Below are 24931 nucleotides of genomic sequence, written 5' to 3' on the forward strand. Positions count from 1 at the left end.
TGACCCCTGCCTCAGCGTCGTTGCTGTAATATAATCCTACATTCTCGGCAGATTCTTGAGGATCGACGTCGGCGATGGAACGATTGGCACTGGAATCGCTATGATTTTGTTTTCGTGTCACGACCATCGAACCCGAAGATTCGCTTCAAAGTTCCACGATAAGGGGCAAAGTTGCTATGGCATGTAAAAAAATGTGTGCCTGCGATCCTGTCTTTTGAACGGGAAAACTAGATAAGTATAGGAAATAAAGACATAAAGTCGGCGTCTACTTTTTTGTCCGTAACAATGCATTACTATCTTTACAGACATAGCGACGCTATGTATATCTTATCGCGAATGAAGGTAGCGATTTGTCTGCATTCAGTATTTGAAATTTCAGGGCCAGGCCCAGTCTGAGAAATCATATCTTCTCAGATTGGACCTGGGTGTTTTTAAAGATTTGGTACCGCTATTTTCGATGCTGCTTTTTGCAGTTTGAGACGGTGGCAGTGCCAATCCAGCCCGCTATGGTTCCCCATTAATTCCATGGCGGGCTGGTCGATCCGAATGAGCGCGAGCTCATTCACCTTCCTAGTGGTCGTAACTATACTTGGATGGCATGATATCTTCGGATATCTGCCATCCATTTTTTTGAACAACGCACTGCGCCGCGTTTTAAGCGGCATCCGTTGGATCGACAAGTCCATCCTCTATTTTCATGAAAATGGAGGCAATGTACCTGTCGAAATCATCCTAACTTTGGGCGCATTACCGAACGGAATTGGTACCTTCACTCTGGAAAATCAAAGTTTTTTGGCGGCACAAATGAACATGGGGCTCAAGGCCATGAGTTCATAAATACCGCCGCCGATTGCCTTCTTAGAGCGCTTTAGGTGGCTCGAGGCTGCTGCCTTTCCAGGTCAGAAAATTCTTGATTTCAGGGGACGACGGACTGAGCGCCATGGGACAGGCGATGCCGGGCAATATCTCGACGTCATATAATTCTGCAACGGCGCCGTCGATACGGAACCATTCAACGCAGGTACCGCGTTTGATATCGATAATCTGGATACCGCACCAAGGCTCGCTATCCGCTGCTTTGAGCTTTTCATCGAGCGCGAGGCCTTCAAAACGTTCATAACGCGGTTTGGAAAGACCGACAAAGGCAAGGTCGCCATGAAAAGCAAGGCCACGAACAAATCCAGGGCAGAAAACACGGGGTAAAAATTTGCCTTTACCGCTTGCCGCGCCTTCAACAACGCCAAGTTCTCCGGTTCCCGAATTTAGCACCCACAACTCTCCTTGATGGAGGCGGGGAGAATGCGGCATGGACAGACCATTGCAAACGACCTTGTTTTTTTGAACATCGATCACAATGCCGCCGTCAGACCGACGATCACGCCAACCATCGATCGTATTTGATTTGCTCACCGCTGTGACATAGGCTGGCGCGCCATTGTCCATCGCCAATCCGTTGAGGTGGCAACGGTCTTCCTTCACCAAATCCTTGATGAAGGACGGTTGCCAAACCGCCTTAAAGCTGTGCCTAGGATCAGGTGTCGCCAGGCAATTGAACTGCGTGTTAACAAACACAATGTTGCCATCGGATGTGACGCCAACGTCATGGGCGTCAAGCTGACCCGTTACATGGACAGAGCGCGGCACGAAGCAGGCGTCAAACAGACTGTTGACGCGCTCATGCGGGGCAAGCGGATTTTGAAACGACATGATCTGGAATCCAGACGACAGAGTCAGGATCCCGTTGGCATCGTATGACAAGCCCATTGGCTTTGGAATGCCGGTTTGATGAAGATGCGCGCCCTGATTATTCCGGCCAAGCATATACAATAGTCCGGACTGGTAAGACGTAAACGCCACGGAAATGTTCAGCTTAGCAAGCAACGCAACCAATCCGCCGGACTGCGAATATTTTACGGTATTTGCCGCAGGCGAAGAGCTTTCCGATGTGACGGGTTGCGAATTTGTCGAAGGTGCCGTGCTACCTTCTGCTTTTGATTTGCTTGCCATTAATATTCTCCAGCCTGTTAATCGGCCAACGGGCAGCGGCCATTTTCATGATCATGTAGTGTGGCGGCCCGCACCCGGTTAGGGACAGCGGACCGCCTAATTTTTCTCATAAGTCATCGGCACCGGGGCGCTGGACGGCTAAGCCGCCCTGCGCCCCGGCGAACCGTTTCACCAATTGAAGCGCAAGCCAATTTTTCCGGTGCCTGCAGTTGTCTTCTGATCGATCCCGAATTCGACATCGGCATCGAAGAAGATTTCGGTCTGCTTCGCCACCGTAAGCGTTGTGCCAACACCGACATCAACCCAGGTTTTCTTGGGCTCGAACTTACCGACAGCTTGGCCGGCGCTGGTCAACGCAATATCGGTGCCCAAGAAACTGTGCCACAAATTGGCCTTCAGATATCCACTGAACAGACCGCCATCGGCGTTGTATTTCTCGTCCTTAGTCGTCTTCAAACGGAAACCGGCACGTGCGATCATGCTGTCTTCTATGGCAACTTCATTTAATGTCCCGGCGCTGTCGACCGCTCCGTCAAACTTGTTGTTGCTGTAAATGACTTGGAATTGTGGTTCAAAAGCCATGCGTCCGCCAAGCTTCAGGGTCTTGCCCATTTCGAGCGAGCCCAAGAGAGTGCGAGCATCGGTCCTCAACGTGGTTCCATTGGCTGCGTTAGCCGCAGCGTCCAGGAAACTGGCTTGTACCGCGGCATTTGCGTACCATCCCGTTGCCCCATAATGGGTGCCGTAAAGGCCGGCCAACCAGCCCTTGCTTTTCGAGCCCCCGGAACGACGGGCCACATCCTGGAATATATTGGTGTCGGATGAACTGCCATCGGCATAGCCTGAGTAAGCTCCTGCGAAAGTTGCTGATCCGTTACCGTTAATTTTGCGGACAAAATCCAGACCCAATTGCATTCCGGTGATGGAGCCGTTCGATTTAACCTCGCCCAAATCCTTCGATGCCAGGCGTTCGCGGAAGCCCTTGCCGATGAACCTGCCCCACAGCCCGCTTACTCCGCCACTTTGATAGCCACGCTTGGCGAGATGTTCCTGCTCGCCTAGACACCCGGATCCCAACGTTGTTTGTTCCAGTAACGTTGCCCGACGTCGTGACCCGTGTCGAGCCTGCGCCAAAATTTGTCACAGAAATTCCAAAAGCGTCACCGGTCACACTGTTCGCATCAACCGTCAGGGCATCCGCCCGCGCCAACGCACCAGCAGACGCTCGATTGAGAACTTCTATGCCGGCGCCGCCGCCGCCCGCCAAACCGACCACATTGCCGGTTGTCTCAATAAACGTAGTCCCTGTACCCGCATTATCTGCAAAAATGCCATCCTCGCCACCCTGTACATCTGTGGCGGTAATGAACAGGTTTGCTGCCGTGCTTCCGTTTACTGCATTGATCCCGGTTACGGCGCCTTCAACATTGGCGTTTGCGTCGATAGTTGTTGAACCCACGCCATTGTTACTGGTTTGAATTCCGTTGGTACCACCCGTCACTATACCGTTTGCCTCAACGATCAGATCATCCGCCAAACGACCGCTGGTGAACACATTGATCCCAGCGGCGCTTGTTCCTGTAACGTCGCCGGACGTCGTGATCCGCGTCGAGCCGGCACCTGAATTTACCGCAGAAATTCCAAAAGTGGCACCCGTCACGCTGTTCACATCAACAGTCAGGGCATCCTCATCCCCGCGCGCCGTCGCACCAGCAGTCGCTGCATTGTTAACATTTATGCCAGTATTCGCTAGACCGACCACGTTGCCGGTTGTTGTGATAGTCGTGGTGCCTGTACCTGCATTGTTCGCAAAAATGCCGAAATTGTCGCCCTGTACGTCTGTGGCTGTAATGATCAAATTTGTTGCCGTACTTTCGTTCTCAGCATTAATACCATTATTAGCGCCTTCAACAGGAACCGTGGCGTTGATGATCAGCGCACCATCGCCGCTGTTCACGGCCACAATTTCCGGAGCAGGCGAAGGGCTGTTTACCACGACCGGCACATCCTGTGCCAGGGCATCCGACGGAATCGCCATCGCGCCCCCAAAGGCGAGCGCCGCGGCCATCGCGGCGACCGATACATTCTGCAAATGACCGACCTGCGGCGCGCAACTCGCGACCTGACCCTTCCATTTTGTCACCCGGCCCCCGCGGAGCATGATGGAGGTGAAGGCAGCGTTCGCTTTTGATTCGGTATTCATTTGCTTTTCTTTTCCTAAACTTGGGGTCGAAATGACAAGGATTTATGATAGTATTACTATGTCAGGTAGTTCAGGTTTTTACAGAGTGCAACTATGTTGTTACTTCAAAGGTGTGTTTGGGGTGCTCAAAATTGGCGGTATTGGAGGGGTTGATGCGCCGACCTCACCGCTATGGCCCCTCACCAACTGTGCCTAGGCCTTGCGGCCAAGGCTTCGTATCCTCTCCCCTGAAGGGGAGAGGTCATGCGCTATTCCCCTCTCTCCTTTAGGGGAGAGGTACGTAGTCTTATGGCTTTAGCCATTAGACGAAGTGGAGAGGGGGAGTTGGGGCGCTGGCTTCACCGGTGTGGCCCCTCACCAACTGCGCCTAGGCCTTGCGGCCAAGGCTTCGTATCCTCTCCCCTAAGGGGAAGAGGTGTTGGGCCAGTCGCTTCCCTCAGCCGTACTTCCGCAAGTCGCGTCGTTCGACCCAATGGGCGTGGGTGCCGCTGGATATTTTGTGCGGTAGCGCGATGCGGCACACGGGGCCGTCGGCAAAACGCTTGCAGTCGATCAGGATACATTCCGACGTGCCGCGGTTTTCGTCGATGACGAAGCTGACCAGATAGCCGTCATCCTCTTGCTTGGCATCGGTGCGCGGGGCGAAGGGGGCCTCGCTGCCGTAACGGCCTTCGTCGAGCATTACCTGTTCGGACGTGCCGGTTTCCAGATCATGCTTTACAAATCCGTTGAAGAGGAACCAGCCCGGCTTTGACGTGGTGCTATAGGCGTAACGGTAGGGCAGCCCCAGATAACGCTGGTTCATCAAGCCGAATTCGAGGATGCGGTCGTCAAGCCGTTCCTCTTTAGTGGTGCCATCCGCCAGATTGAAGCGCCAGCGGTGCAGTCTGGGTTTGAAGCTGTGTTCATCGACATAGGCCATCATATGGCCATATTCGCCCGCGCTTTCGATCGGCGGCGGATAGGGATCTTCTTCAAAATAGCCGTCGAGCACCACTTCATCGCCGTCTTCATAAGCATTAATGAAGTGCAGGACGAATGTCGGGTCGGCTTCGAACCAGCGGATCTCTTCGGGCTGGCCATAACGGGGGATCAGCGCAAAGCGGGACGGCAGCCCTTCGTGCAGGCGCGTCACGTGGACATCGCGCTTCAACAGCTCTTCATCCCAGAACAGCGGAAAGTCGCACAGGATGGACCAGTTCGGCGTGAACATCATATCGTGCGGCAGGCGCGGTCCCGGCAAGGGCACAGGGACATAATGCGCCAGCTTTCCATCCGGGCCTACGACGCCGTAATGCATATAAGGCGCGTGCTTTGAATAGTTGAAGAACAATAGCTCGCCGGTGCGTTCATCCACCTTGGGGTGAGCCGAGATGCCATCGAGTGGTACCCAGGATGCAACCCCCGATTGGTCGAGGGTTTCGGGGTCGAGGACATATCCCTCCCCGCATTGGTAGAAAGTCGACACGGCCTTGCCGGCGTGAACGATGATGTCGGTGCTTGAGGAATCCTTAAGGCCCCCGTGCGCGCCGAAGCCGGGGCGCTTGGACGTGCCGGTGCGGTCCATCAATCCGCCCCAGAGCGAGCCACCCGCGTCCTGCTCTGCCGCGAAGCAGCGGGTGTGGACGAAACGGTTGCGGTAACTCGCCTTGCCGCCCGAAAAATCGATCTGGTGGATCATGCCGTCGCCATCAAAAGGGTGATAGCGGCCGAGCGGTTGGTGCAGCTGGTTTTCGGTGTTGCGTAAGTAGATGCCGTCAATATCGTCCGGGATTACGCCCTCGATCACGTCAAGGTCAAAGGCGGTCACCTCCTCATGCTGCGGGGTCCATGCCCCGTTCAGATAGGGGTGATTGCTGGGCTGCAGTGTTGCCTTTACCGGTGGCAATTTTTCGACGAGCATTTAACAGGTCCTGACTCTAAGTCTCTCCTACAGGTCAGCCTAGGTCAAAAGTCACCCCTTGTGCAAGCGGCAGTTCGTTCGAATAATTGATCGTGTTGGTGGCACGGCGCATATAGGCTTTCCATGCGTCCGACCCGGACTCGCGCCCGCCGCCGGTTTCCTTTTCGCCGCCAAAGGCGCCGCCGATCTCGGCGCCCGACGTGCCGATATTGACATTTGCGATGCCGCAGTCGCTACCCGCGGCCGACAGGAAGCGTTCGCATTCCCGGATGTCAGTCGAGAAAATGGACGAAGAAAGGCCTGCGCCGACCGCATTTTGCAAGGCGATTGCCTCATCGAGATCGGTGTAGCGCAGGACATAGAGGATGGGCGCAAATGTTTCGCGCATCACCGGGCCTTCCTGCGCGGCCATTTCCACGATAGCCGGGCGGACGTAGACGCCTTCACCCGGCAGGCGTTCGCCGCCGGATATTATGCCGCCCAGCGCTTTTGCTTCCTCTAATGCCTGTCGCATTCCGGCATAGGCCGCCTCGTCAATCAACGGGCCAGCAAGGTGCGCGCTGTTGAGCGGGTCGCCAATCGGCATCGACGCGGCAGCGGCTTTCAGCGCGGAAACGAAGCTTTCATACAGGCTGTCATGCACAAAAAGCCGACGCAAACTGGTGCAGCGCTGGCCCGTGGTGCCGAACGCCGAAAACAACACGCCACGCAAGGCAAGCGCCACATCGGCCTTACCGCTGATGATCGCGGCGTTGTTGCCGCCCAGTTCGAGTATCGTGCGCGCAAAACGGCTGGCCGCAACCTGCCCCACTTTGCGGCCCATCGCCGTGCTGCCCGTGGCCGAGACCAGCGCAATGCGCGGGTCTGCGACCAGTGTTGCGCCGACATCGCGACCGCCTTGTACCACTTGCGACAGATGGTCAGGTGCCCCCGCAAAGGCGCGCACCGCTTGGTCGAAAATCGCCTGAACGGCCACAGCGGTCAACGGGGTTTTCTCCGACGGTTTCCAGATGACACTATTCCCGCACACCAGCGCAAGCGCTGCGTTCCATGCCCATACCGCAACCGGAAAATTGAAAGCCGAAATCACCAATGTCGGGCCTAACGGGTGCCATTGCTCCATCATCCTATGGCCGGGGCGCTCGCTGGCAATGGTCAAACCATGCAGCTGCCGCGAAAGGCCGACGGCAAAGTCGCAAATATCGATCATCTCCTGCACTTCGCCCAAGCCTTCGGACAGCGGTTTGCCGCAATCGATGGTGACCAGACGCGCAAGGCTGTCCTTATGGTCGCGAAGCGCATTGCCGAAAAGGCGCACCAATTCGCCCCGGCGTGGAGCGGGTACCAAGCGCCATGCAGCAAATGCCTCACAAGATCGGGCAATTGTGGTTTCGATCTCGTCGGGACCGGCTTCAGAAACGGAGCCGATCTGGCTACCATCTATCGGGGTGTGGACAGCCATATCGCCATGCGAATAACCGCCCAGGCTATCCAATATCATCTCGACTTCCTGGTGCCGCTTCACTGCTTTCTCCTGTTCATCCTGCGGACTAAAATCCTGCAAGGGATGTTCCAATGGCAGCTGCCATAGCTGCACTACGGATGCCGAAACAAGTTCGGCATGAATCTATCAACACAATCTTGTGGAACGCGCGCAAAAAGTCTAGCGAGCCGACATCACTTGGAGACAATCTATGGCCGAAATGGCAGCTTTTAACTGGTCTGATCCGTTTAATCTTGACGCGCAGTTGACCGAAGACGAACGGATGATCCGCGATACCGCCCACGCCTTTGCCCAAAGCGAGTTACAGCCCCGGGTGATCGAGGCCTATCGCAGCGAGCGCGACGCTCCGGAACTGTTTCCCCTGATGGGCCAAACCGGGCTTCTTGGTGCAACCATTCCCGAAGAATATGGCGGCGTAGGCGCATCTTATGTCGCCTACGGCTTGATTGCCCGCGAAATCGAGCGGGTGGATTCAGGATACCGGTCGATGGCGTCGGTTCAGTCGTCGCTCGTGATGCACCCGATCTATTCTTTTGGTTCGGAAGAACAGCGCCGCAAATATCTGCCCGGGCTCGCTGCAGGCACGCTGATCGGCTGCTTTGGCCTGACCGAACCCGACGCAGGCTCCGACCCCGCCGGCATGCGGACTTTCGCCAAGAAGGTCGATGGCGGCTATGTAATCAACGGCACGAAGACCTGGATTTCCAACGCACCGTTCGCCGATGTGTTTGTCGTCTGGGCCAAGTCCGAGGCGCATGGCGGCGGCATTCGCGGCTTTGTGCTGGAAAAGGGCATGACGGGCCTGTCCGCACCCAAAATCGAAGGCAAGCTTTCGCTGCGTGCATCGACCACTGGCATGATTGTCATGGACAATGTCGAAATCGGCGAAGATGCACTTCTCCCCGATGTTCAAGGGTTAAAGGGGCCTTTTGGCTGCCTCAACCGCGCCCGTTACGGGATTAGCTGGGGGGCTTTGGGTGCCGCCGAATTTTGTATGCACGCCGCGCGTCAATATGGCCTCGACCGGCACCAGTTCGGAAAGCCTCTGGCGGCAAACCAGCTCTACCAGAAAAAGCTGGCCGACATGATGACCGACATTGCCTTGGGGCTGCAAGCCAGTCTGCGCGTTGGCCGGTTGATGGATGATGGCCAATTTGCGCCCGACATGATCTCCATCGTCAAGCGCAACAATGTCGGCAAAGCCCTCGATGTAGCGCGCGCCGCACGGGACATGCATGGTGGCAACGGCATCAGCGACGAATATCAGGTGATGCGCCACATGGTAAACCTCGAAACGGTCAACACCTATGAAGGCGCGCATGATGTTCACGCACTGATATTAGGCCGGGCCATCACTGGCATTGCAGCTTTTTGAATAAAATAAGGACCGCTGGCATTTAATGCGAGCGGTCCAAGGCAGAGGCTTTCAAGCCTGCTAGGGAGGAAAGCGTATCTTAAGAAAGACACACCTCCCATCTAAGAATAAATGGTAAATATCTGCCTAACGGCACGACGATCTTTAGCACGCCCCGGTGTGACGACCCTCTACCGCAAACGAAAAAGGTGAATTGTTGCGGATTCCTTGTGACTGGATATGGATCAACTTGCCTGATTCCTTGCGAATCGTCGTCAAGCCTTGCCCGGCGCCCTTGCAGCTATAACTGACGGTCACCGAAGTCGGGCTTGACCGGACCACATACTGTTCACACAGGGCCGTGCCGTGCTGAATCTGGGTCAGCCTTACAGGGTCGCCAACGCAAATCTGATTGACCGATGCGCCTGATGGCCCGCCGCCTACCGCGCGTAATTGCCACATTCCGCGATCAATGGATTGCAAGAGCGAGAGGTCGCCACCTTGCGCCCATGCCATCGCAGCCGTTCCGGCGCATAGCAATAAAACGCCGGTCATGGCCTTATATACAATATTCATTTTCATAAGCTTCTTTACCGTAAACCCTAGACAGTTTTAGCGAAGCGGCCCCGTTATTACCTGCGTTGTAGCAGAAGCTATTACAATTATCACGATAGAATGTGGTATATGAACGATGAATGACTGATATTTTGCGACAAAGGTAAATTTCAGTTATTCAGACTAGCCAGACTGATCGGAAAACGACGCGAACAAAACTCGCAGTCGACAACAATATCGCCCGACTCATCGGCCATTTCAGCACGATCTTCGGAAGGAAATTTTGCGATAACGTCCCTGATATGCAGGGGGTCGCAGCGACAACCTTTGGTCAATTTGCCCGCCTGTTCAACGCGCACCTCATCCTCTTCATGGAAAAGACGCCAGACTATTTCTTCTAGCGGAAGTAAGGGATCAGCCAATTCTTCGGGCAAAACCGTAAAGGCCAGCATTCCGACATGCTCCCATTCGGGATGGTCGAGGCGGACGTGTAGGCGCTCGCGCCCTTCTTCACCTTCGGGCAAATGCTGAACCAAAATGCCACCTGCAACACAACGGCCATCAATATGGTCGACCGCAGTTCGGATGAACGTCGGGATCTGTTCGGATTGCACAAAATAATTTTGCGCCGCTTCCGACAGGCAGGCACCTTCCAGAGGCACGATCCCCTGATATCGTCCACCACCTTCTGACGCAGGCCTGACGCGGTCGAATGTGATGGCAAGATAGCCTGTTCCGAAAATTCCAAACAGCGTTGAATCTGCGGGCAAGGCCGCAACGGTGGCTGCATCAAATTGTGCATATCCCCGCAATGCACCGTCCTTGTAATCGCACACCAAAAGGCGAATGGCACCTTTTTCGGTTTGCACCTGAATCGTCATCTGGCTGCCCTGATCTTTCAGCGATGCCCCCAGCATGGCCGTCAGGACCAAGGCTTCGGCCAGAGTTTTTTCGATCAATGGCGGATAGGCATGGGCCGCCAAAATCTCGTTCAAGACACTATCCAACCGCACCAATCGTCCGCGTGCATCACGCGCGGGAATGGAAAAGCGCAAAGGCTGGTCGCCAAAAGTTTCGGGTTGTGATGCCATCAGAACGCTGCGCCGTCGTGCAATTTCATGCCAATAATCCGAAGCACCACAGCAGAATTGACTTCTGGCCATGCAGACGATTTTCCGCCTCGTCCCAAATGACCGACTGCGGTCCATCCAAAACAGCGTCAGTAACTTCTTCGCCGCGATGGGCAGGCAGGCAATGCAAAAACTTGGCCTCCGGTTTCGCGCCGGCCATCAACCGTTCGTTGACCTGAAAAGGCATCATGGCGGCGATCTTGTTATGGGCATGTTCCTGCCCCATCGACACCCAAGTGTCTGTAACCACCACATCCGCGCCAGCCACGGCCTCCGCCGCATCGCGGGTCAGCGTTATGCGCGCGCCAGCGGCCTGTGCCGCTTCGATAAAAATACCGTCGCTTTCATAACCCTGCGGAACCGCGATCCGGACATTGAATTTGAAAATGCCCGCTGCCTCGACAATGGAATTCAGGACATTATTGCCATCCCCCAACCAAGCAACTTCCAGTCCCGGCAAGGCCTTACCCTGTTCGGTTATGGTCAACAGGTCAGCAACAATCTGGCAAGGATGCGACAGGTCAGTGAGGCCGTTAATGACCGGCACACTTGCATATTTGGCCAGTTCTTCAATCTTCGCATGGTCGTCGGTTCGGATCATGATCGCATCGACATAGCGTGACAGCACCCGGGCCGTATCGGCAATGCTTTCCCCGCGACCCAGCTGCATCTGCCCAGACGCCATGAAGATACTGTCCCCACCCAGCTGCTTCATCGCCATTTCAAAAGAGGTTCGGGTCCGCGTCGAGTTTTTCTCGAATATCATGCCAAGCGTATGACCCGCAAGCGGAGCATCGCTGTCTGCCTTCCCCTTGGGCCAGCCTGTGCGCGCTGCTTTCCTGTCCATTGCGTCCGCGAGCATCGCCGCAATGGCATCCCCCCCTGCATCCGCCAGATTCAGGAAATGCCGTGTCATGCAGCTGCCGGCATCTGATAGCTCGCCGCACCGGCCGACAATTTTTCCATGAATGTCGTGATGTGGCTGTCATCAATGTTCAACGGCGGCAATACGCGGATTGTATTGTCCCCCGCGGCCACGGTCAGCAAACCATGATTATCACGCAAGTGGGCAACAAATGCCCGCGCTTCATGGGTCATCATAACGCCAAGCATCAGGCCCTTGCCACGCACGCCGATGAAAAGATCGGGGTAATTGCCGATAAACTGTTCCAGTGCCGAACGCAGCTTGTCCCCCGTCGACCGCACTTGCGCCAGAAACTCTTCATTGGCCACAACGTCCCAAACCGCCTGACACGCGGCCATGGCGAAAGGATTGCCGCCATAAGTCGACCCATGCGTGCCCACAACCATGCCGCGCGCGGCCTTTTCTGTCGCAAGGCAAGCGCCGACGGGAAAACCGCCACCCAAGCCCTTGGCACTCGCCATGATATCGGGTTCAATGCCATATTGTTCGTAGCAATAGAGCGTGCCGGACCGCGCCACTCCGCATTGCACTTCGTCAAGAATGAGCATCAGGCCATGTTCGTCGGCCAGCGCACGCAGACCCTTCATAAAGGCATCGGACGCCGGACGGACGCCGCCTTCACCCTGGATAGGTTCCACGAGAAACGCGGCCGTCTTTGGACTGATTGCGGCCTTGGCACCTTCAAGATCGTCAAAGTCGACATATTTAAAACCTTCGAGCAGCGGCAGGAAACCCTTGTGCATTTTTTCCTGATTGCTTGCCGAAATCGTGGCCATCGTGCGGCCATGAAAGGCGTTTTTGAAGGTGATGATTTCGAACCGGTCGCTGCTCTGGCTCTGATGGTAGGCGCGCGCTGTTTTTATAGCACATTCAACAGCTTCCGCCCCCGAATTAGTGAAAAACACCGTGTCGGCGAATGTCGTGTCAACCAACCGCTGGGCAAAAGCCTCGCCCTGCGGGCTGCCATAGAGGTTCGATACGTGCATCAGGGTCGCGGCCTGATCCTGTATCGCCTTGGTCAAATGCGGGTGGCCGTGACCTAAGAGGTTAACGGCGATACCTGCAGCAAAATCGAGAGCGCGGCTGCCATCTTCGGAAATCAGCCAAGCGCCTTCGCCACGTACCGGCCGGAACCCACACCGCGGATAGACTGGCATCAAAGGCGTAATCGACATGGCTATTTCCTTCCCATAGAACCAAAAGGCAAAAAGCGGCCCCACGGGACCGCTTGCTTCTAAAGACCCGCTATAAGCCTGCAAAAAGGGCAAATCAACCCACAGCTCCGGTGTCTGCTTCCTCTAGTAACGTGTTTATATTGATCTGATTGGTGAGTGTCCGATGGACAGGACATTTTTCAGCGATCTCGATCAACTTGGCACGCTGCTCGTCATCGAGCGGACCTTCGAGCCGAACGATGCGGTCAATCATATCGACCGGCCTGCCGTCATTCTCACCGGAACGTTCTTCTCTGGAATGTTCAAGCGTGACATGCACCTTTTCAAGCGGCCACCCCTTACGCGCTGCATACATTTCGAGTGTTATGGATGTACAGGCACCGAGCGCGGATAGTAACAGTTCATAGGGTGTCGGGCCATTGTCGGTTCCACCGATATCTTTCGGCTCACCCGCAGCCCATTCGTGCACGCGTGCAGTTATCAGTTGGGCATAAACCCCATCGGTGCTCTGAACGGTGGTAGATGGATTTTCGTTCATGAATCACTTTCCTTTTCCCGTTTCGCAGCCGCAATCCGCCGCCTCAGATAGCCAAATAGCAACAGATGAAAGCCTAACGACAGCAGGACGATGATGGCTATGATTTTTGCAGCACTCATTCACCGGCCATAGCGTCACCCGACCAATGAGCAAAGTCTTCGCGTTTACGTAAATCTTGAACTCAGCGATTCATGCGGAGGACATGCTATGATTTTTGCATGATCTGCTTCGCGCCCTCCCAGTGCATTTGCCATGAAATGGTTGGTATCGCGGTGATGCGCCTCATCCGCACGGATGATAAGGATAACGTCGCGCAACGTCGTACCTTCGGGCAAATTCCAGTAGCGCAAGGCCACATCTGGTGCGGGCGGATTTGCATGACGGCCGGAGTCAATTTCCTCCAGATACAAAGTATAGCTCAAAACGGCTTCTTCTTCGAAATAGCCCACCAGCCGATGTGCCGTCCGGTCAGAAATCAGGTAAAGGAAGAAAAATCCAATATAGAAAAACCATTGCACGGTGAGGATGACCATCCGTTCGATCCAGGATGGTTGCGCGATTTCGATAAACGTCATCAGGTGCATGCGTTCGTTTTCAGCTTCGTCCATCAAAGTACGGATCCAGCCATTGTCATCCTGCATAAGACGCAAGGCCCGCAGATGAATCAGCGTTGCCCCAACCATCCCCGGAACTGCCGCAACCGTTTCGAGTACGATCGCTCGGTTGCCATAGCGCTTGGCGAAAAACGTATCCGCCCCCCAGCGCAAAAGCTTTGTGACGCCCAGCGCGAAACGGTCGGAAACTCCGCCAGCGGCATAATGGGTAGATAATGATTCAGCAGGGATAGCCATGGTCTTGCCTCGAATTTGATGAGGCATTCAAGCACTCTGTTGCAACAAAGCGCAAATTCAATCCCTTCCGTCCAAGTTTACCTTTTTGCAACTGACGGGCAAGTCATCACGTCCATCGAGCAGCATCTAGTCGCCGCCGCCCCCGCCATCACAGCCGCCTGCGTTGCTCGAACCGCAATCTGCTCCGTTATCAGACGAGGAACCGTCCGCGCCATTGTCACTTTTTTTCCTGTGCGTCTTGCTTTGCGTTGCTACTTTAACAATTACGAACAAACAGATCGCGACGGCAACCAACGCCAGCACCAATTCCAAGTTCATGTATTTCACCCTTTCATTCTAAATCGGACTTTGCCTCCTCGGGTACTGCAATGGCCCGCTTTAAGGCCGCGCTAGGCAGATTGAGTGCGCGCAGCATGGCCCAAATCTCCTCACGGGCCTTGGGCTGGGCCTTGCCGAGGTCTGGCAGTGTATCCAGATCGAACAATGTCAGACCTAAAGGAAATAATTCGCGATAGGTGACGCGTTCGCTAAGCCCCGGCACGATCCTGAATCCTGCGGCAGGCGCAATCTTGTCGAGCGCATCGCGCACCTTGCGTTCATTGTTGGTGGCAAGACTACGGGACCTGTTTTGCATCACTACCCAGTCAAGCGGTGTGGCGCGCAACGCCATCCCCGGGTCCTTGAGATGTTCGACCAGCCGGGCAAAATTGCCCAGCGTTTTGAAAACGCCGGTGCGCGGATCGATATGGCCGAGCATGTCGAGGTCGATGAAACTGTCATTGACCGGCGTAACGATGGTGTCCGCCATGAAGATGGCCTTGCGCGCGATGGGCGAGTCATGACCGCCGACGTCGATGACGATGAAGCTATTGTGGATGCGAGCCATACGGAGCTTTTCAGCCAGCTCGTTCTCGTTCTGCTGCGCGAGCATGATCTGTTCGGGGCCAGGCAGCTTCACGCCATATTCGCGCTCGCTTTCCTGTCGTGCCCACAGCGCGCGGTGCAGCGTCAACTGGCGCAGGTCGACATCCAGCACGGCCACCCGCTCGCCCGCATTGCACAGCGCGATGCAGGTATGGAAAGCCGATGTCGACTTGCCAACGCCGCCCTTTTCATTCGCAAAGACAATAATATGCCCTTTGGGCGCGGACACCGGATATTTCATCCACGCCGGCTGCTCGGATACAGGCGGAGGTTCGAAACTTTGAAAAGCAGGCCCCAGCTCTAACGGTGGCCAAGGCTGTGCCGGAGCAGGCGGGGACAATGCCGCCTTCGCCTTACGCCGTTTGAAGCGATCAAATAATCCCAACTGGCATAGCCTCCGTTCGGAAGCGTGATGGCGCAAGGTGGCTGGGGTTTCAAGGGTTTTGCATCACTCCACCGTAACCGACTTCGCCAGATTTCGCGGCTGGTCGACATCGGTGCCTTTGGCGCAGGCCACGTGATAGGCGAGCAACTGCACCGGAACGGCATAGACCAAAGGCGCGATCAGGGGATGGACGGAGGGCATTTCGATAGTTGCAAGACAGCCTTCTCCGGCTTCGGCGATACCTTCGGCGTCGGAAATAAGTACGACTTTGCCGCCGCGGGCGCGGACTTCCTGCATGTTGCTGACGGTCTTTTCAAACAGCGGGCCGGATGGGGCGAGAACGATGACGGGCACAGCTTCGTCGATCAATGCGATGGGGCCATGTTTCATTTCGCCGGACGCGTAGCCCTCGGCGTGGATATAGCTGATTTCCTTGAGCTTCAGCGCACCCTCCATCGCCAGCGGATAATCGGGACCACGGCCGAGATAGAGCACGTCACGGGCGGGCGCGATCAGGTGGGCCATCGCCGCAATATCGTCGTCATGCGCCAGCGCGGCGTTGAGTGCGGCGGGTGCCTCGATGAGGTGGCGGACGATTTCGCGTTCTTGCTCCGCCGAAAGCTTGCCCTTCACCAGCGCAAGATGCGCGGCCAATGCGGCGAGAACGGCCAACTGGCAGGTGAACGCCTTGGTCGAGGCGACGCCGATTTCGGGGCCAGCATGGGTAGGCAACAACAGGTCGGCTTCGCGCGCCATGCTGGAGGTCGGCACGTTAACGACCACCGCGATGGTCTGCCCATGTTCCTTGCAGTGGCGCAGCGCCGCGAGTGTATCGGCAGTCTCCCCCGACTGGGAAATGAAGAGCGCGAGGCCACCTTCTTCCAATACGGGATCGCGATAGCGGAATTCCGAAGCGACATCGATGTCGACAGGCACACGGGCAAAGGTTTCGAACCAGTATTTCGCGACCATCCCCGCATAAAAGCTAGTGCCGCAGGCCACGATCGTGATGCGCTTTACACCGGCGAGGTCAAAGTCCATCTGCGGCAGGGCCACCGTCTGCTCCAACGGGCGGATGTAGCTGGAAAGCGTCTGCGCAACCACGGTGGGCTGCTCGAAAATTTCCTTCTGCATGTAATGGCGGTAATTGCCCTTTTCGATCGCCGCCGCCGACACGCCCGATGTCGTTGTTTCGCGGGTGACGGGGTTGTTATCCTTGTCGAAAATCTGCGCGCCTTCACGGGTCACGATCACCCAGTCGCCTTCGTCGAGATAGGCGATTTTCTGCGTCAGCGGGGCAAGCGCCAACGCGTCGGACCCGAGAAAGGTTTCGCCGTCGCCATAACCCACGACCAACGGACTGCCGAGTCGGGCGCCGATGAGGAAATCAGGGAATTGGCGGAACGCGATGGCCAGCGCAAAGGCACCGCGCAAGCGGGGAAGCACGGCCTTCACTGCCTCGGCAGGTGAATGTCCGGCCTCAACCTGTTCGGACACAAGATGCGCGACGACCTCGGTATCGGTTTCGCTTTCAAAAGTGCGGCCGCGCGCCGTCAGCTCATCGCGCAACTGCTTGAAATTTTCGATGATGCCATTGTGCACCAAAGCGACTTCCCGCGTAGCGTGCGGGTGGGCGTTGCTGGTGGTCGGCGCGCCATGCGTGGCCCAGCGGGTGTGGGCGATGCCGATATTGCCAGGCGCATCGTCGGATTTCAGGACCTGCACCAGATTGGCCAACTTTCCCTCGGCCCGGCGGCGGACAAGCTGACCTTCATGCACGGTGCAGACACCAGCGGAGTCATACCCCCGATATTCCATCCGCTTGAGCCCGTCGACCAACCGGTCAGAGACGGGCGATTTTCCAACAATTCCAATAATTCCGCACATTTATTTTGCCCTTGATCCAACTTTATAGGGTACACGGATACCCGGCATCTCTGCAGGAAAATCCTTGGTGTTTCGTGTAACGAGGATGCGTCCGGACACCTGCGCCGAAGCCAGAATGATGGCGTCGGGCGATTTCAGGGATTTGCGCTGATGCCGGAGTGTCGCCGCGCGCCGCGCAATTTCCTCGTCGATCTCGCTCATAGCGAAGAGCCGCAAAAATTCTTCTGTCTCGGTGGCTACATCGTCAGGGACACCGGACATAACCTCGATCCACGTCATTCGGCTGATCCATGCGCGAGTAACATTTCGCAATTCCGCCCACGCTACAGGTCGGTTATGCAGCATGTCGATGACGATGTTAGTGTCGAAAAAACGTTCGCTCACGCAGCTTTATGTTTCATCTTGGGTGGCGTCATATCGCCGACGTCCGGCCATTCCTCGCGCAAGTTACGTTCGTATTCTAGGCCATCGACGGTTGAACCGTGGCGTTCCCATAAACCGAAATATTTTTCGAAACCTTCTTTGCCGCATACCTCAAGATAATTGGAGACCGCCTCGCGCAATACGGCCGCGCGGGATTTGCCTTCGCGTTTTGCTATTTCGTCCAGCTTCCGGACATCGTCCGCAGGTACATCTACAAGAAATCTTCCCATAATGATATACTGATATCATATCATGATATCATGTCAAGAGGGCAAATGCTGTCGCATCTTGGCCTCCAGAATATTTATCAAGGCATCTTCCATGAATTCAAATTCGTCAGCTATGTCCAAAACCACGACCCGTTTTGATTTTAGTGCCGACTTGAACCGCTGTTGCACCTTGTCGCGATGATGCTTTTCCATAACAACAATGACATCAGCCCATTCGACCTGTTCGGAATCCAGCGTATTTTCAGCGTCATGGTTCGTACCCGCCGAACTCACTTCAATATCATCCCTTGAAGAAAAGATCTGCTCCGCAGTCGGGCTTCTTAGCTTGTTCTGGCTACATACGAACAGAAACCGCTTCACAATGGCCGCCTCAGGACGCGGCCTTCACTCCGGCAGCGCATAATCAAGCACGTAGAAATGTGCGCCCTTTTCGATGATGATGTCCAGTGTACCGCTGATCCCGACCAGTTCCTCTGTGCCGGAATCCGGAACCACTTCGACCCGCAGATGTGGAGCTCCCCGGTTCATGGTGCCAAAATGCTGGAGAGCAAAGCTGCCTTTCCTGCCACCTAACGTACCGGTGACCCGCTCCATCGCCACATAGCCTGCCGACCCTTCTGTGGGCGTGCGGACGGCGATCATCTGGCCGATGCTATTTGCCTCCAGATCGCCATGGAACGTCTTGTCGAGCGTCATGCGCCCGACATCGGCTGTGCCATCGGCCTGAGGCGCCATTTTGACGTCGAATGTACCCTTGGCCTGATGCTGTTCCATATGATGTTCCTCTCGATCTGCCGAAGCGATCCCGGCCTCGGGAGCGGCAACGAATGCTAAGGCCAGAAATGTCCCGCGCAAAGTCTTCACTTTTTATCCGCCTTCTTCTTCCGCATCGCATCGTGGAATCGGTCCGCCCAGCCGGGCTTCACCAACTGTTCGGCCCGCACCATCCGCAAGTCGCCGTCAGCTACGTCGCGCGATACGGCGCTACCAGCCGCTACAATCGCGTCGCGGCCGATTTTCACGGGCGCAATCAACGCGCTGTTGCTGCCAATGAAGGCGCCCTCGCCTATCACCGTCTGATATTTGAAATAGCCATCATAATTGCAGGTGATCGTCCCCGCGCCAATATTCGCCTTTGCTCCAACATCGGCATCACCGATATAGCTGAGATGGTTGGCCTTCGCGCCTTTACCAAAGCGCGCTTTTTTCACTTCGACAAAATTGCCGATCTTGGTGTCTTCTTCAAGCACGGTACCAGGGCGCAGTCGGGCGAACGGGCCAACTTCGGCTCCGCTGCCAATCATTGCTCCTTCGATATGGCAGTTGGCGCGGATCTTCACATTGTCTGCAACCGTCACGCCGGGACCAAAAAAGACATTGGGTTCGATAATCACATCGCGGCCAAGCTTCGTGTCCCACGCAAACCATACCGTCTCCGGCGCGATCAGGGTTGCGCCGTCCACCATTGCCTGCACCCGCCGCCGTGCCTGCCATTCGGCCTCCATCGCTGCGAGCTCGCCGCGGCTATTGATGCCGGTCACGTCATAGGGATCAGTCTTGACGACATAGCAATGCCGTCCATCCTGTGTCGCGATATTGACGATATCGACAAGGTAATATTCACCCGCTGCATTGTCGTTGCCGACGCGCGAAAGCAATGGGAACAGGTCTTTCGATTTGACCGCCATCAGGCCACTATTGCACAGCTTCGTTGCCCGCTGAGCTTCATTTGCATCCTTATGCTCAACCATCCATTCGATGCGGTCGTTCTGCGTTACGATGCGGCCATAGCTTTGCGTGTCTTCGGGTTCGAACCCGAGCACGATTACCGCCGGATCATCGTCTTCGTGCAAGCGGTCGATCATCATCTGCATTGTGGATGTCGGCACAAAAGGCACGTCGCCATATAGGATGAGCACATCGCCATCGAAGTCCGACAAAGCAGACTCCGCCTGCTGGACCGCATGGCCGGTGCCATGCTGAGGTTCCTGCACTGCCAGTTCTGCCGAGCCCGCCAACGCCGCCTCCAGCTGCTCCTTGCCGCTGCCGACGACGACAACCTTCTTGGCCGGATTCAGCGCATCGACCGCATCCATCAGATGCATCAGCATGGGGCGACCCGCAATCGGGTGAAGCACCTTGTGCAGGTCGGATTTCATGCGGGTGCCCTTACCCGCGGCGAGGATGATGGCCGCAATCTGTGTCATGTCGCGTCTCATGCCAGCAAATTGTTGCGGTTTCCAGAACTTGCCGCCATCTGGAGCAGATATGACAAAAATTCCTTTCGACATTATCGGATTCGACCTCGATGGCACCCTCGTCGACACCAGCGGCGACCTGACCGCAGCGGTCAACCATGTGCTGGACAGCGTCGGCCGACCCACTTTGTCGATCGACACAGTGAAACAGCATATTGGCGGCGGCGCGAAGATGATGCTGCAACAGGGGCTGGAGGCGACCGGCGGCATTCCCGATGACGATTTCCGTCCGCTCTACCGCCAAATGCTGAGCTATTACGAAGCCAATGTCTCTGTACACAGCCGCCCGTTTGACGGCGCGCTAGACCTGTTGGACCGGCTGGACTCCATGGGCGTGCGCTATGCAGTGGTCACCAACAAGTTCGAAAGCCTTGCGGTCAAGCTTCTCACCGACCTGAACCTTGCACATCGGATGGGGTGCATATTGGGGGCCGACACATTGGGCAAGGAAAACGCCAAACCGTCCGGTGCACCGATTTTCGAAATGGTGAAGCGGTGCCAGGCCTTGGGCGGCGGCGGCCGGGCGGCCTATATCGGTGATTCCATTCTTGACGTCATGGCGGCAAAGAACGCCAATGTACCCAGCGTCGCGGTCAGCTTCGGCTTTCTGCACGTTCCCGTCGAAGACATGGGCGCCGATGCCATCATCGACCATTTTGACGATCTTATCCCCGTGTTGCGCAATCTAGGCTGACTTGCGCCATTTCGTCCACAAATGCCGCGCCAGCATCATAGGCGGCATGCGCAGCCAGTGGGACCGGATGTAGAAAATAACGCGTGTGAATTTATGCGTGCCCCGCCCCCAATGGTCGCGCGCTGTCAGGCGGCGGATGTAATGCCTGTCCTGACGATGCCAGCGCCGCCACCCGTTTGGAATCTCTGTCCCGTACAATTGATGGGCAAGGCGGGCGGCGCGCTCCACCGGGGCGAGCAACTGGTGATGCGCCGCACGGTTTGTGAGTGCTGGCCAAAATGCGTCGTCGCCATATTCGGTCATCAGGCAATGCAAATCCCACAGGTTCCGTAATCCACCGTCCAGTTCGCCATCGGCAAATAAATGTGCGGCGCTGTGGATCAGCATATCGGTCGGACTCAGGACATAAAGGCCATTTGCCAACGCGTTCGCATCCGCAAGCATCGCCGCCGCATCGGGCCGGGGTCGCGCCGTCAGGGGCAATATCGTGTGGTGCACATCGATCATGCGGTCCCGCTCCTTATGGATCAGCGGGGGCAGCTCATGCATATGGTCGCGATAATACGCGTCGTCATAGGCGTCTTCTTTGACCCATTCCCATCCGGCGCGCAGCAACGCGGTCTCGACCTGCGGCAGATCGAGCTTCGCCACCAGGATATCGAGATCCCCGATATGCCGTCCCTCGCCCGCTTTCAGACCGGCCGCCACATAGGCCGTGCCCTTCATCAGCACGACCTTTCCGGGATAGTCATCCAGTGCCCGCCGCGCGCAGTCGGCCTCCCACAGGGCGGAGCGGCGCTGATATTCGGCGTTGACCCGGGCCTCTTCCAAAATAGGTTCAACCGCTTCGGGCACCGGCAGGCCCGATAGCCTGCGCGCCAAGGTGCCCAATAATACTTCGACCCGCGCTATCGTCAGCAGGGCTGTCCAACCGCTCGCGTCAAGCCGGGTCGCGACTGCAGGATCGCGCAGCGCATCAACCAGGAGCATAGCGTCATGGCTCATGTGCATTTGGCCCAAAGCCGGTTGACCAAATCTTCGGCCTCGATCCCGTCGCGATAGTCAATCGCGCGCGCAGGCACCGTCTGGACAAAACGGGTCAGCGCGGAAAAGCCCTTTTCACCCAGAGTTACATAATTGGTGGAGGCTTGCGTCAAGCGCATGAACACCTCGCTTGGCCCGACTTCGCGAAACGCGGGGTCAAAACCGAAGCTGGGGAAGAGCAGCAGCGCGGGCTGAGCCGGACGGGACATGGCCGCAATCGCATCGGCGGGCGGAACCAGGTGCCGGATATCGCCCTTTGGTGTTTCTGGCATCAGCGGACCAAAGCGCCCGTCGAGCGCCGTCGCCATCATCGCGCCGATGGCTTCGTTTTTGAGGCTGATGAGCCGGGGGAATGGCACCGCAGCACCTGTGTCCAGATCGACAAGCACAAATTCATCGCCCATGAAGCGCCAGCCGCGGTGTCCCAGCATCGCGGCCAAAGTCGATTTGCCCGACCCCGACTGGCCCGTCATAATCAGCGCCCGGCCATCCTTTTCCACGGCGCTGGCGTGCAGCAACAAATGCCGCCGCCAGCCGAGCGCCATTTGCAGGTTCATCGCCATTTCCGCCGCCAGCAACCCCTGCGCCAATGGCAGCGGCGCTGCATCGGGCAGCATATAATCGCCGTTAATCGCTACCGATGGCCGGACAAAGCGGCGCAGCAGGCTGACCGATTCCAGCCGCACCGAATAATCGGGGATCGCAGGCACCGGATAATCGCGGTACAATTCCGCCAACTGGTCCAGCGGACGTTTCCATTGCGAGCCGATGCGAAAGGCCGCCGGGCCTACCTGAACCCGAAATTCATGCATGGCATCGCTCGACGAGGCCAAGGTCGGCCAGTTCGTTCAATCGTGCGGTTATGATGTCCATTGCTTGCGTGCTGTCAAAATCAAACTGCGCGGCCAGACGCTGCGCTATCTCGTCGGCGGTCATTGCATCCGCGCACATTATTGCCAGAATTTCCGGTGCCGGTTCAGCGACAATATGGGTGATCCCCGACCGGCGCTGGTACACCAGTGTCAACGAATCCAGCGGTGCGACCAGAATCTGGTCCGCGGGTTCCGCTTTATATTTTGTACTTGGCAACACAGTCATGGGCGCATGGGGTAAAGCCCCGGCGTTAAAATTCAATGTTTAGCGCGACATCTGCAGGCTGGCGTAGCAGGTAAAGCCGCTCTGCCCGCTTTGCAGGCGACGGATATAATTTACATAAGCCTGGCTTTGGTCAGCGCTGGTTCCGGGGAGACTGCGTCCGCGTAACGCAGCTTTGACCTGTTCTCCTGTAAACTTCTGTCCCTGTGCCGGAAAAGAACCCGGAGTGTCGCGTGGTACCAATTTACCGTAGCGGTCGATATTCTTACCGATGCCATGCGGGCCGGGAACAGGTATATCGCAGTTTATAATCGAAGCTGCCGACTGCGCCAATGCAGGTCGCACAGAAACAATAGCCGACGCAGTTGCAGCGCCCAGCATCAACGCACGGCGGCGATTTGTAGGTCTATTCAGCAAATTGGCCGGGTTTTTGTCTTCGTTCATCGGTTCCGCCTACCATATTCCATACCGTTTTCCAGCCGTCGCGCTTGCGCGGTCGATGTACGTCTATATGTGGGACATATTCGACGGTAAAAGCTAATATATGATTTCATCGGTGCCCTTCACCCGATTAACTGTAAGGACGTTTCAATCGTGAACAGCTGGTTGTCGCCCCGCGTTCTATTTGCCATTGCTTTAGCGACTGCCGGCGCAATTATAGCCGGGCAGCTTGAAGGCAATGTAGAGCGTACGCTTGTAACGGTTGTGTCTTTGTTGACCGCCCTATTCATTGCAGCCGATCCGCATGATCCGGTCAGCGACCCGGTTTCGCAAAATGTACAAAGCACAAATATTGACCCTGATGCGATTACCAGTCACCCCCAATTACAACCCTTTATTGACGCTTCAACGGATGCGATCTTAATCGTCGACCATTCGAAAGTCACTGCGGCCAACCATTGTGCGCGGCAGTTGCTTGGCATAAATATTGTAGGTCAAAATGTCAGAATGGCATTTCGCCATGCCGGTGCGATTGAACGACTTTCGGACCCTGATATCAATCATACAGGTCACCCGATTCGGTTGACTGGAATTGGCCAACAGAACCAGATGTGGGATATGCGTATTCAATCAATCGGTCCTGGCAAAAAAATGGTGCATCTTGCTGACCGAAGCAGCGCGCAGGCCGCAGAAAAAATGCGCGTCGATTTTGTCGCTAACGCAAGCCATGAATTGCTAACCCCGTTGGCCGCCATAAAGGGTTTTATCGAAACGCTGGACGAGCCCGCCGCCAGCGAGGACCCCGTCACGCGCAGCCGGTTTTTGGGTATCATGGCCAAGGAAACTGACCGGATGCAGGCGCTCGTGCGCGATCTAATGTCTCTGTCGCGAATTGAGGCAGAGAAATACGATCCTCCGCAAACACCGGTCGATTTTGCCCTTATTGTCGTTGATACGGTCGACCAATTAAGGAACAGCCAGGAACGGGGCGGCGACATTGCGCTTGATATGACGGTCGATACATTGCCGGTGATGGGGGATGCGGGTCAGTTGCGGCAATTGGCGAGCAATATCATCAACAATGCCATGAAATATGGGCGGGCCGGAACTCCTATCATGGTGTCGCTAGCACATTCGCGTTCGGGCGCGATGCTGGCTTTTTCTGTTGTCGATCAGGGTGACGGAATTGCGCCTGAACATTTGCCGCGCCTGACGGAACGCTTTTACCGCGTCGATTCAGGACGCAGCCGCTCCATCGGCGGCACTGGTCTTGGCCTTAGTTTGGTAAAACATATCGTTGATCGCCATAAAGGCCATCTCGAAATCCGCAGTACCGTGGGCACTGGCACAAGCGTTTCGGTATTATTACCGGTGGTTCCGATGGATGTAATATAATTGTCATATA

Annotated in this window: 28 protein-coding genes; 4 read left to right on the top strand and 24 right to left on the bottom strand. The window is 56.1% G+C overall.

Translation table 11 applies throughout. The features are described 5' to 3' along the window. Positions 1-525: 525 nt before the first annotated feature. Positions 526-837, top strand: a complete 312-nt coding sequence (locus tag ACEW72_RS13730; RefSeq protein ID WP_373476955.1) for a hypothetical protein — start codon at positions 526-528, stop codon at positions 835-837. 21 nt (positions 838-858) lie between these two features. Here the strand turns inward: ACEW72_RS13730 and ACEW72_RS13735 are convergent, their stop codons facing one another. The 5 genes from ACEW72_RS13735 to ACEW72_RS13755 form a co-directional block, all read right to left on the bottom strand. After that, positions 859-2007 carry a TIGR03032 family protein gene (locus tag ACEW72_RS13735; RefSeq protein ID WP_373476956.1) on the bottom strand — a complete coding sequence of 383 codons (1149 nt, stop codon included), beginning with the start codon at positions 2005-2007 and terminating at the stop codon, positions 859-861. Positions 2008-2175: 168 nt separating this feature from the next. Next, on the bottom strand, positions 2176-3012 hold the full coding sequence (locus ACEW72_RS13740) for an autotransporter outer membrane beta-barrel domain-containing protein (RefSeq protein WP_373476999.1): 837 nt from the start codon (positions 3010-3012) through the stop codon (positions 2176-2178). Beyond that, the gene (locus ACEW72_RS13745) at positions 2945-4210 is read right to left on the bottom strand and encodes a hypothetical protein (protein ID WP_373476957.1); all 1266 of its coding nucleotides are present in this window, start codon (positions 4208-4210) and stop codon (positions 2945-2947) included. Before ACEW72_RS13745 ends, ACEW72_RS13740 begins: the two co-directional genes overlap by 68 nt. Positions 4211-4646: 436 nt before the next feature. Beyond that, positions 4647-6113, bottom strand: a complete 1467-nt coding sequence (locus ACEW72_RS13750; RefSeq protein ID WP_373476958.1) for a carotenoid oxygenase family protein — start codon at positions 6111-6113, stop codon at positions 4647-4649. A 34-nt stretch (positions 6114-6147) separates the two neighbouring features. After that, the gene (locus ACEW72_RS13755) at positions 6148-7710 is read right to left on the bottom strand and encodes an aldehyde dehydrogenase family protein (protein WP_373476959.1); all 1563 of its coding nucleotides are present in this window, start codon (positions 7708-7710) and stop codon (positions 6148-6150) included. A 97-nt stretch (positions 7711-7807) separates the two neighbouring features. Here ACEW72_RS13755 and ACEW72_RS13760 point away from each other — a divergent pair, with 97 nt between their 5' ends. Further along, positions 7808-8992, top strand: coding sequence for an acyl-CoA dehydrogenase (locus ACEW72_RS13760; protein ID WP_373476960.1), 1185 nt, complete (start codon positions 7808-7810; stop codon positions 8990-8992). A gap of 144 nt (positions 8993-9136) precedes the next feature. Here ACEW72_RS13760 and ACEW72_RS13765 read toward each other — a convergent pair whose 3' ends face one another. The 15 genes from ACEW72_RS13765 to glmU form a co-directional block, all read right to left on the bottom strand. Next, positions 9137-9553 (bottom strand): hypothetical protein, encoded by a 417-nt coding sequence (locus tag ACEW72_RS13765; RefSeq protein WP_373476961.1) that lies wholly within the window; start codon positions 9551-9553, stop codon positions 9137-9139. A 143-nt stretch (positions 9554-9696) separates the two neighbouring features. Then, on the bottom strand, positions 9697-10617 hold the full coding sequence (locus ACEW72_RS13770; protein WP_373476962.1) for an Hsp33 family molecular chaperone HslO: 921 nt from the start codon (positions 10615-10617) through the stop codon (positions 9697-9699). Between the two features lie 25 nt (positions 10618-10642). Further along, the gene (argF, locus tag ACEW72_RS13775; protein WP_373476963.1) at positions 10643-11572 is read right to left on the bottom strand and encodes an ornithine carbamoyltransferase; all 930 of its coding nucleotides are present in this window, start codon (positions 11570-11572) and stop codon (positions 10643-10645) included. After that, on the bottom strand, positions 11569-12756 hold the full coding sequence (locus ACEW72_RS13780; RefSeq protein WP_373476964.1) for an aspartate aminotransferase family protein: 1188 nt from the start codon (positions 12754-12756) through the stop codon (positions 11569-11571). Before ACEW72_RS13780 ends, argF begins: the two co-directional genes overlap by 4 nt. Before the next feature lie 94 nt (positions 12757-12850). After that, positions 12851-13294: an OsmC family protein gene (locus ACEW72_RS13785; RefSeq protein ID WP_373476965.1), complete on the bottom strand. Its 444-nt coding sequence runs from the start codon at positions 13292-13294 to the stop codon at positions 12851-12853. Next, positions 13291-13413: a hypothetical protein gene (locus ACEW72_RS13790; RefSeq protein ID WP_373476966.1), complete on the bottom strand. Its 123-nt coding sequence runs from the start codon at positions 13411-13413 to the stop codon at positions 13291-13293. Before ACEW72_RS13790 ends, ACEW72_RS13785 begins: the two co-directional genes overlap by 4 nt. A 45-nt stretch (positions 13414-13458) precedes the next feature. Further along, positions 13459-14145 carry an alternative oxidase gene (locus ACEW72_RS13795; RefSeq protein WP_373476967.1) on the bottom strand — a complete coding sequence of 229 codons (687 nt, stop codon included), beginning with the start codon at positions 14143-14145 and terminating at the stop codon, positions 13459-13461. A 126-nt stretch (positions 14146-14271) separates the two neighbouring features. Beyond that, positions 14272-14463 (bottom strand): hypothetical protein, encoded by a 192-nt coding sequence (locus ACEW72_RS13800; RefSeq protein WP_373476968.1) that lies wholly within the window; start codon positions 14461-14463, stop codon positions 14272-14274. A 13-nt stretch (positions 14464-14476) separates the two neighbouring features. After that, positions 14477-15310 carry a division plane positioning ATPase MipZ gene (locus tag ACEW72_RS13805; RefSeq protein ID WP_373476969.1) on the bottom strand — a complete coding sequence of 278 codons (834 nt, stop codon included), beginning with the start codon at positions 15308-15310 and terminating at the stop codon, positions 14477-14479. 207 nt (positions 15311-15517) lie between these two features. Next, a complete protein-coding gene (gene glmS, locus ACEW72_RS13810) occupies positions 15518-17341 on the bottom strand; it encodes a glutamine--fructose-6-phosphate transaminase (isomerizing) (protein ID WP_373476970.1) in 1824 nt (607 codons plus the stop codon). Beyond that, complete coding sequence (locus ACEW72_RS13815; RefSeq protein WP_373476971.1) at positions 17342-17725, bottom strand: type II toxin-antitoxin system VapC family toxin; 384 nt, start codon at positions 17723-17725, stop codon at positions 17342-17344. Continuing rightward, the gene (locus tag ACEW72_RS13820) at positions 17722-17994 is read right to left on the bottom strand and encodes a ribbon-helix-helix domain-containing protein (protein ID WP_373476972.1); all 273 of its coding nucleotides are present in this window, start codon (positions 17992-17994) and stop codon (positions 17722-17724) included. The genes ACEW72_RS13815 and ACEW72_RS13820 overlap by 4 nt, the downstream gene beginning before the upstream one ends. A 33-nt stretch (positions 17995-18027) precedes the next feature. Continuing rightward, complete coding sequence (locus tag ACEW72_RS13825; RefSeq protein ID WP_373476973.1) at positions 18028-18354, bottom strand: low molecular weight protein tyrosine phosphatase family protein; 327 nt, start codon at positions 18352-18354, stop codon at positions 18028-18030. 24 nt (positions 18355-18378) lie between these two features. Further along, positions 18379-18858: a DUF3224 domain-containing protein gene (locus ACEW72_RS13830; RefSeq protein ID WP_373476974.1), complete on the bottom strand. Its 480-nt coding sequence runs from the start codon at positions 18856-18858 to the stop codon at positions 18379-18381. Beyond that, positions 18855-20201, bottom strand: coding sequence for a bifunctional UDP-N-acetylglucosamine diphosphorylase/glucosamine-1-phosphate N-acetyltransferase GlmU (glmU, locus tag ACEW72_RS13835; RefSeq protein WP_373476975.1), 1347 nt, complete (start codon positions 20199-20201; stop codon positions 18855-18857). The genes ACEW72_RS13830 and glmU overlap by 4 nt, the downstream gene beginning before the upstream one ends. A 61-nt stretch (positions 20202-20262) precedes the next feature. Between glmU and ACEW72_RS13840 the strand changes: the two genes are divergently transcribed. After that, a complete protein-coding gene (locus tag ACEW72_RS13840) occupies positions 20263-20946 on the top strand; it encodes an HAD hydrolase-like protein (protein WP_373476976.1) in 684 nt (227 codons plus the stop codon). Here the strand turns inward: ACEW72_RS13840 and ACEW72_RS13845 are convergent. Genes ACEW72_RS13845 through ACEW72_RS13860 form a run of 4 tightly spaced genes read right to left on the bottom strand, consistent with a single transcriptional unit; the run spans position 20938 to position 23529 of the window. Continuing rightward, positions 20938-21957, bottom strand: coding sequence for a nucleotidyltransferase family protein (locus ACEW72_RS13845; protein WP_373476977.1), 1020 nt, complete (start codon positions 21955-21957; stop codon positions 20938-20940). The two genes, ACEW72_RS13840 and ACEW72_RS13845, sit on opposite strands and share 9 nt — an antisense overlap. Beyond that, entirely contained in the window at positions 21948-22802 is an 855-nt protein-coding gene (locus ACEW72_RS13850; RefSeq protein WP_373476978.1) for an HprK-related kinase A, read from the bottom strand. Before ACEW72_RS13850 ends, ACEW72_RS13845 begins: the two co-directional genes overlap by 10 nt. Beyond that, positions 22795-23088 (bottom strand): HPr-rel-A system PqqD family peptide chaperone, encoded by a 294-nt coding sequence (locus tag ACEW72_RS13855; protein WP_373476979.1) that lies wholly within the window; start codon positions 23086-23088, stop codon positions 22795-22797. Before ACEW72_RS13855 ends, ACEW72_RS13850 begins: the two co-directional genes overlap by 8 nt. A gap of 39 nt (positions 23089-23127) precedes the next feature. Next, positions 23128-23529 carry a hypothetical protein gene (locus tag ACEW72_RS13860; protein WP_373476980.1) on the bottom strand — a complete coding sequence of 134 codons (402 nt, stop codon included), beginning with the start codon at positions 23527-23529 and terminating at the stop codon, positions 23128-23130. Between the two features lie 150 nt (positions 23530-23679). On the opposite strand from ACEW72_RS13860, the gene ACEW72_RS13865 reads away from it, so the two are divergent. Then, positions 23680-24921, top strand: coding sequence for an ATP-binding protein (locus ACEW72_RS13865; protein ID WP_373476981.1), 1242 nt, complete (start codon positions 23680-23682; stop codon positions 24919-24921). The last annotated feature ends 10 nt before the right edge of the window (positions 24922-24931 follow it).

Origin of the sequence: Sphingorhabdus sp. (genome assembly GCF_041737645.1) — a bacterium.
In the GTDB taxonomy this organism is placed as follows: Bacteria; Pseudomonadota; Alphaproteobacteria; order Sphingomonadales; family Sphingomonadaceae; genus Sphingorhabdus_B.

Coding starts and splice junctions, on each gene's coding strand:
- ACEW72_RS13785 (WP_373476965.1), bottom strand. CDS start 13,294: ATGAACGAAAATCCATCTACCACCGTTCAGAGCACCGATGGGGTTTAT.
- ACEW72_RS13790 (WP_373476966.1), bottom strand. CDS start 13,413: ATGAGTGCTGCAAAAATCATAGCCATCATCGTCCTGCTGTCGTTAGGC.
- ACEW72_RS13800 (WP_373476968.1), bottom strand. CDS start 14,463: ATGAACTTGGAATTGGTGCTGGCGTTGGTTGCCGTCGCGATCTGTTTG.
- glmS (WP_373476970.1), bottom strand. CDS start 17,341: ATGTGCGGAATTATTGGAATTGTTGGAAAATCGCCCGTCTCTGACCGG.
- ACEW72_RS13780 (WP_373476964.1), bottom strand. CDS start 12,756: ATGTCGATTACGCCTTTGATGCCAGTCTATCCGCGGTGTGGGTTCCGG.
- ACEW72_RS13745 (WP_373476957.1), bottom strand. CDS start 4,210: ATGAATACCGAATCAAAAGCGAACGCTGCCTTCACCTCCATCATGCTC.
- ACEW72_RS13770 (WP_373476962.1), bottom strand. CDS start 10,617: ATGGCATCACAACCCGAAACTTTTGGCGACCAGCCTTTGCGCTTTTCC.
- ACEW72_RS13735 (WP_373476956.1), bottom strand. CDS start 2,007: ATGGCAAGCAAATCAAAAGCAGAAGGTAGCACGGCACCTTCGACAAAT.
- ACEW72_RS13845 (WP_373476977.1), bottom strand. CDS start 21,957: ATGCACATGAGCCATGACGCTATGCTCCTGGTTGATGCGCTGCGCGAT.
- glmU (WP_373476975.1), bottom strand. CDS start 20,201: ATGACACAGATTGCGGCCATCATCCTCGCCGCGGGTAAGGGCACCCGC.
- ACEW72_RS13730 (WP_373476955.1), top strand. CDS start 526: ATGGCGGGCTGGTCGATCCGAATGAGCGCGAGCTCATTCACCTTCCTA.
- ACEW72_RS13860 (WP_373476980.1), bottom strand. CDS start 23,529: ATGAACGAAGACAAAAACCCGGCCAATTTGCTGAATAGACCTACAAAT.
- ACEW72_RS13760 (WP_373476960.1), top strand. CDS start 7,808: ATGGCCGAAATGGCAGCTTTTAACTGGTCTGATCCGTTTAATCTTGAC.
- ACEW72_RS13795 (WP_373476967.1), bottom strand. CDS start 14,145: ATGGCTATCCCTGCTGAATCATTATCTACCCATTATGCCGCTGGCGGA.
- ACEW72_RS13820 (WP_373476972.1), bottom strand. CDS start 17,994: ATGGGAAGATTTCTTGTAGATGTACCTGCGGACGATGTCCGGAAGCTG.
- ACEW72_RS13765 (WP_373476961.1), bottom strand. CDS start 9,553: ATGAAAATGAATATTGTATATAAGGCCATGACCGGCGTTTTATTGCTA.
- ACEW72_RS13855 (WP_373476979.1), bottom strand. CDS start 23,088: ATGACTGTGTTGCCAAGTACAAAATATAAAGCGGAACCCGCGGACCAG.
- ACEW72_RS13750 (WP_373476958.1), bottom strand. CDS start 6,113: ATGCTCGTCGAAAAATTGCCACCGGTAAAGGCAACACTGCAGCCCAGC.
- ACEW72_RS13840 (WP_373476976.1), top strand. CDS start 20,263: ATGACAAAAATTCCTTTCGACATTATCGGATTCGACCTCGATGGCACC.
- ACEW72_RS13850 (WP_373476978.1), bottom strand. CDS start 22,802: ATGCATGAATTTCGGGTTCAGGTAGGCCCGGCGGCCTTTCGCATCGGC.
- argF (WP_373476963.1), bottom strand. CDS start 11,572: ATGACACGGCATTTCCTGAATCTGGCGGATGCAGGGGGGGATGCCATT.
- ACEW72_RS13805 (WP_373476969.1), bottom strand. CDS start 15,310: ATGAAATATCCGGTGTCCGCGCCCAAAGGGCATATTATTGTCTTTGCG.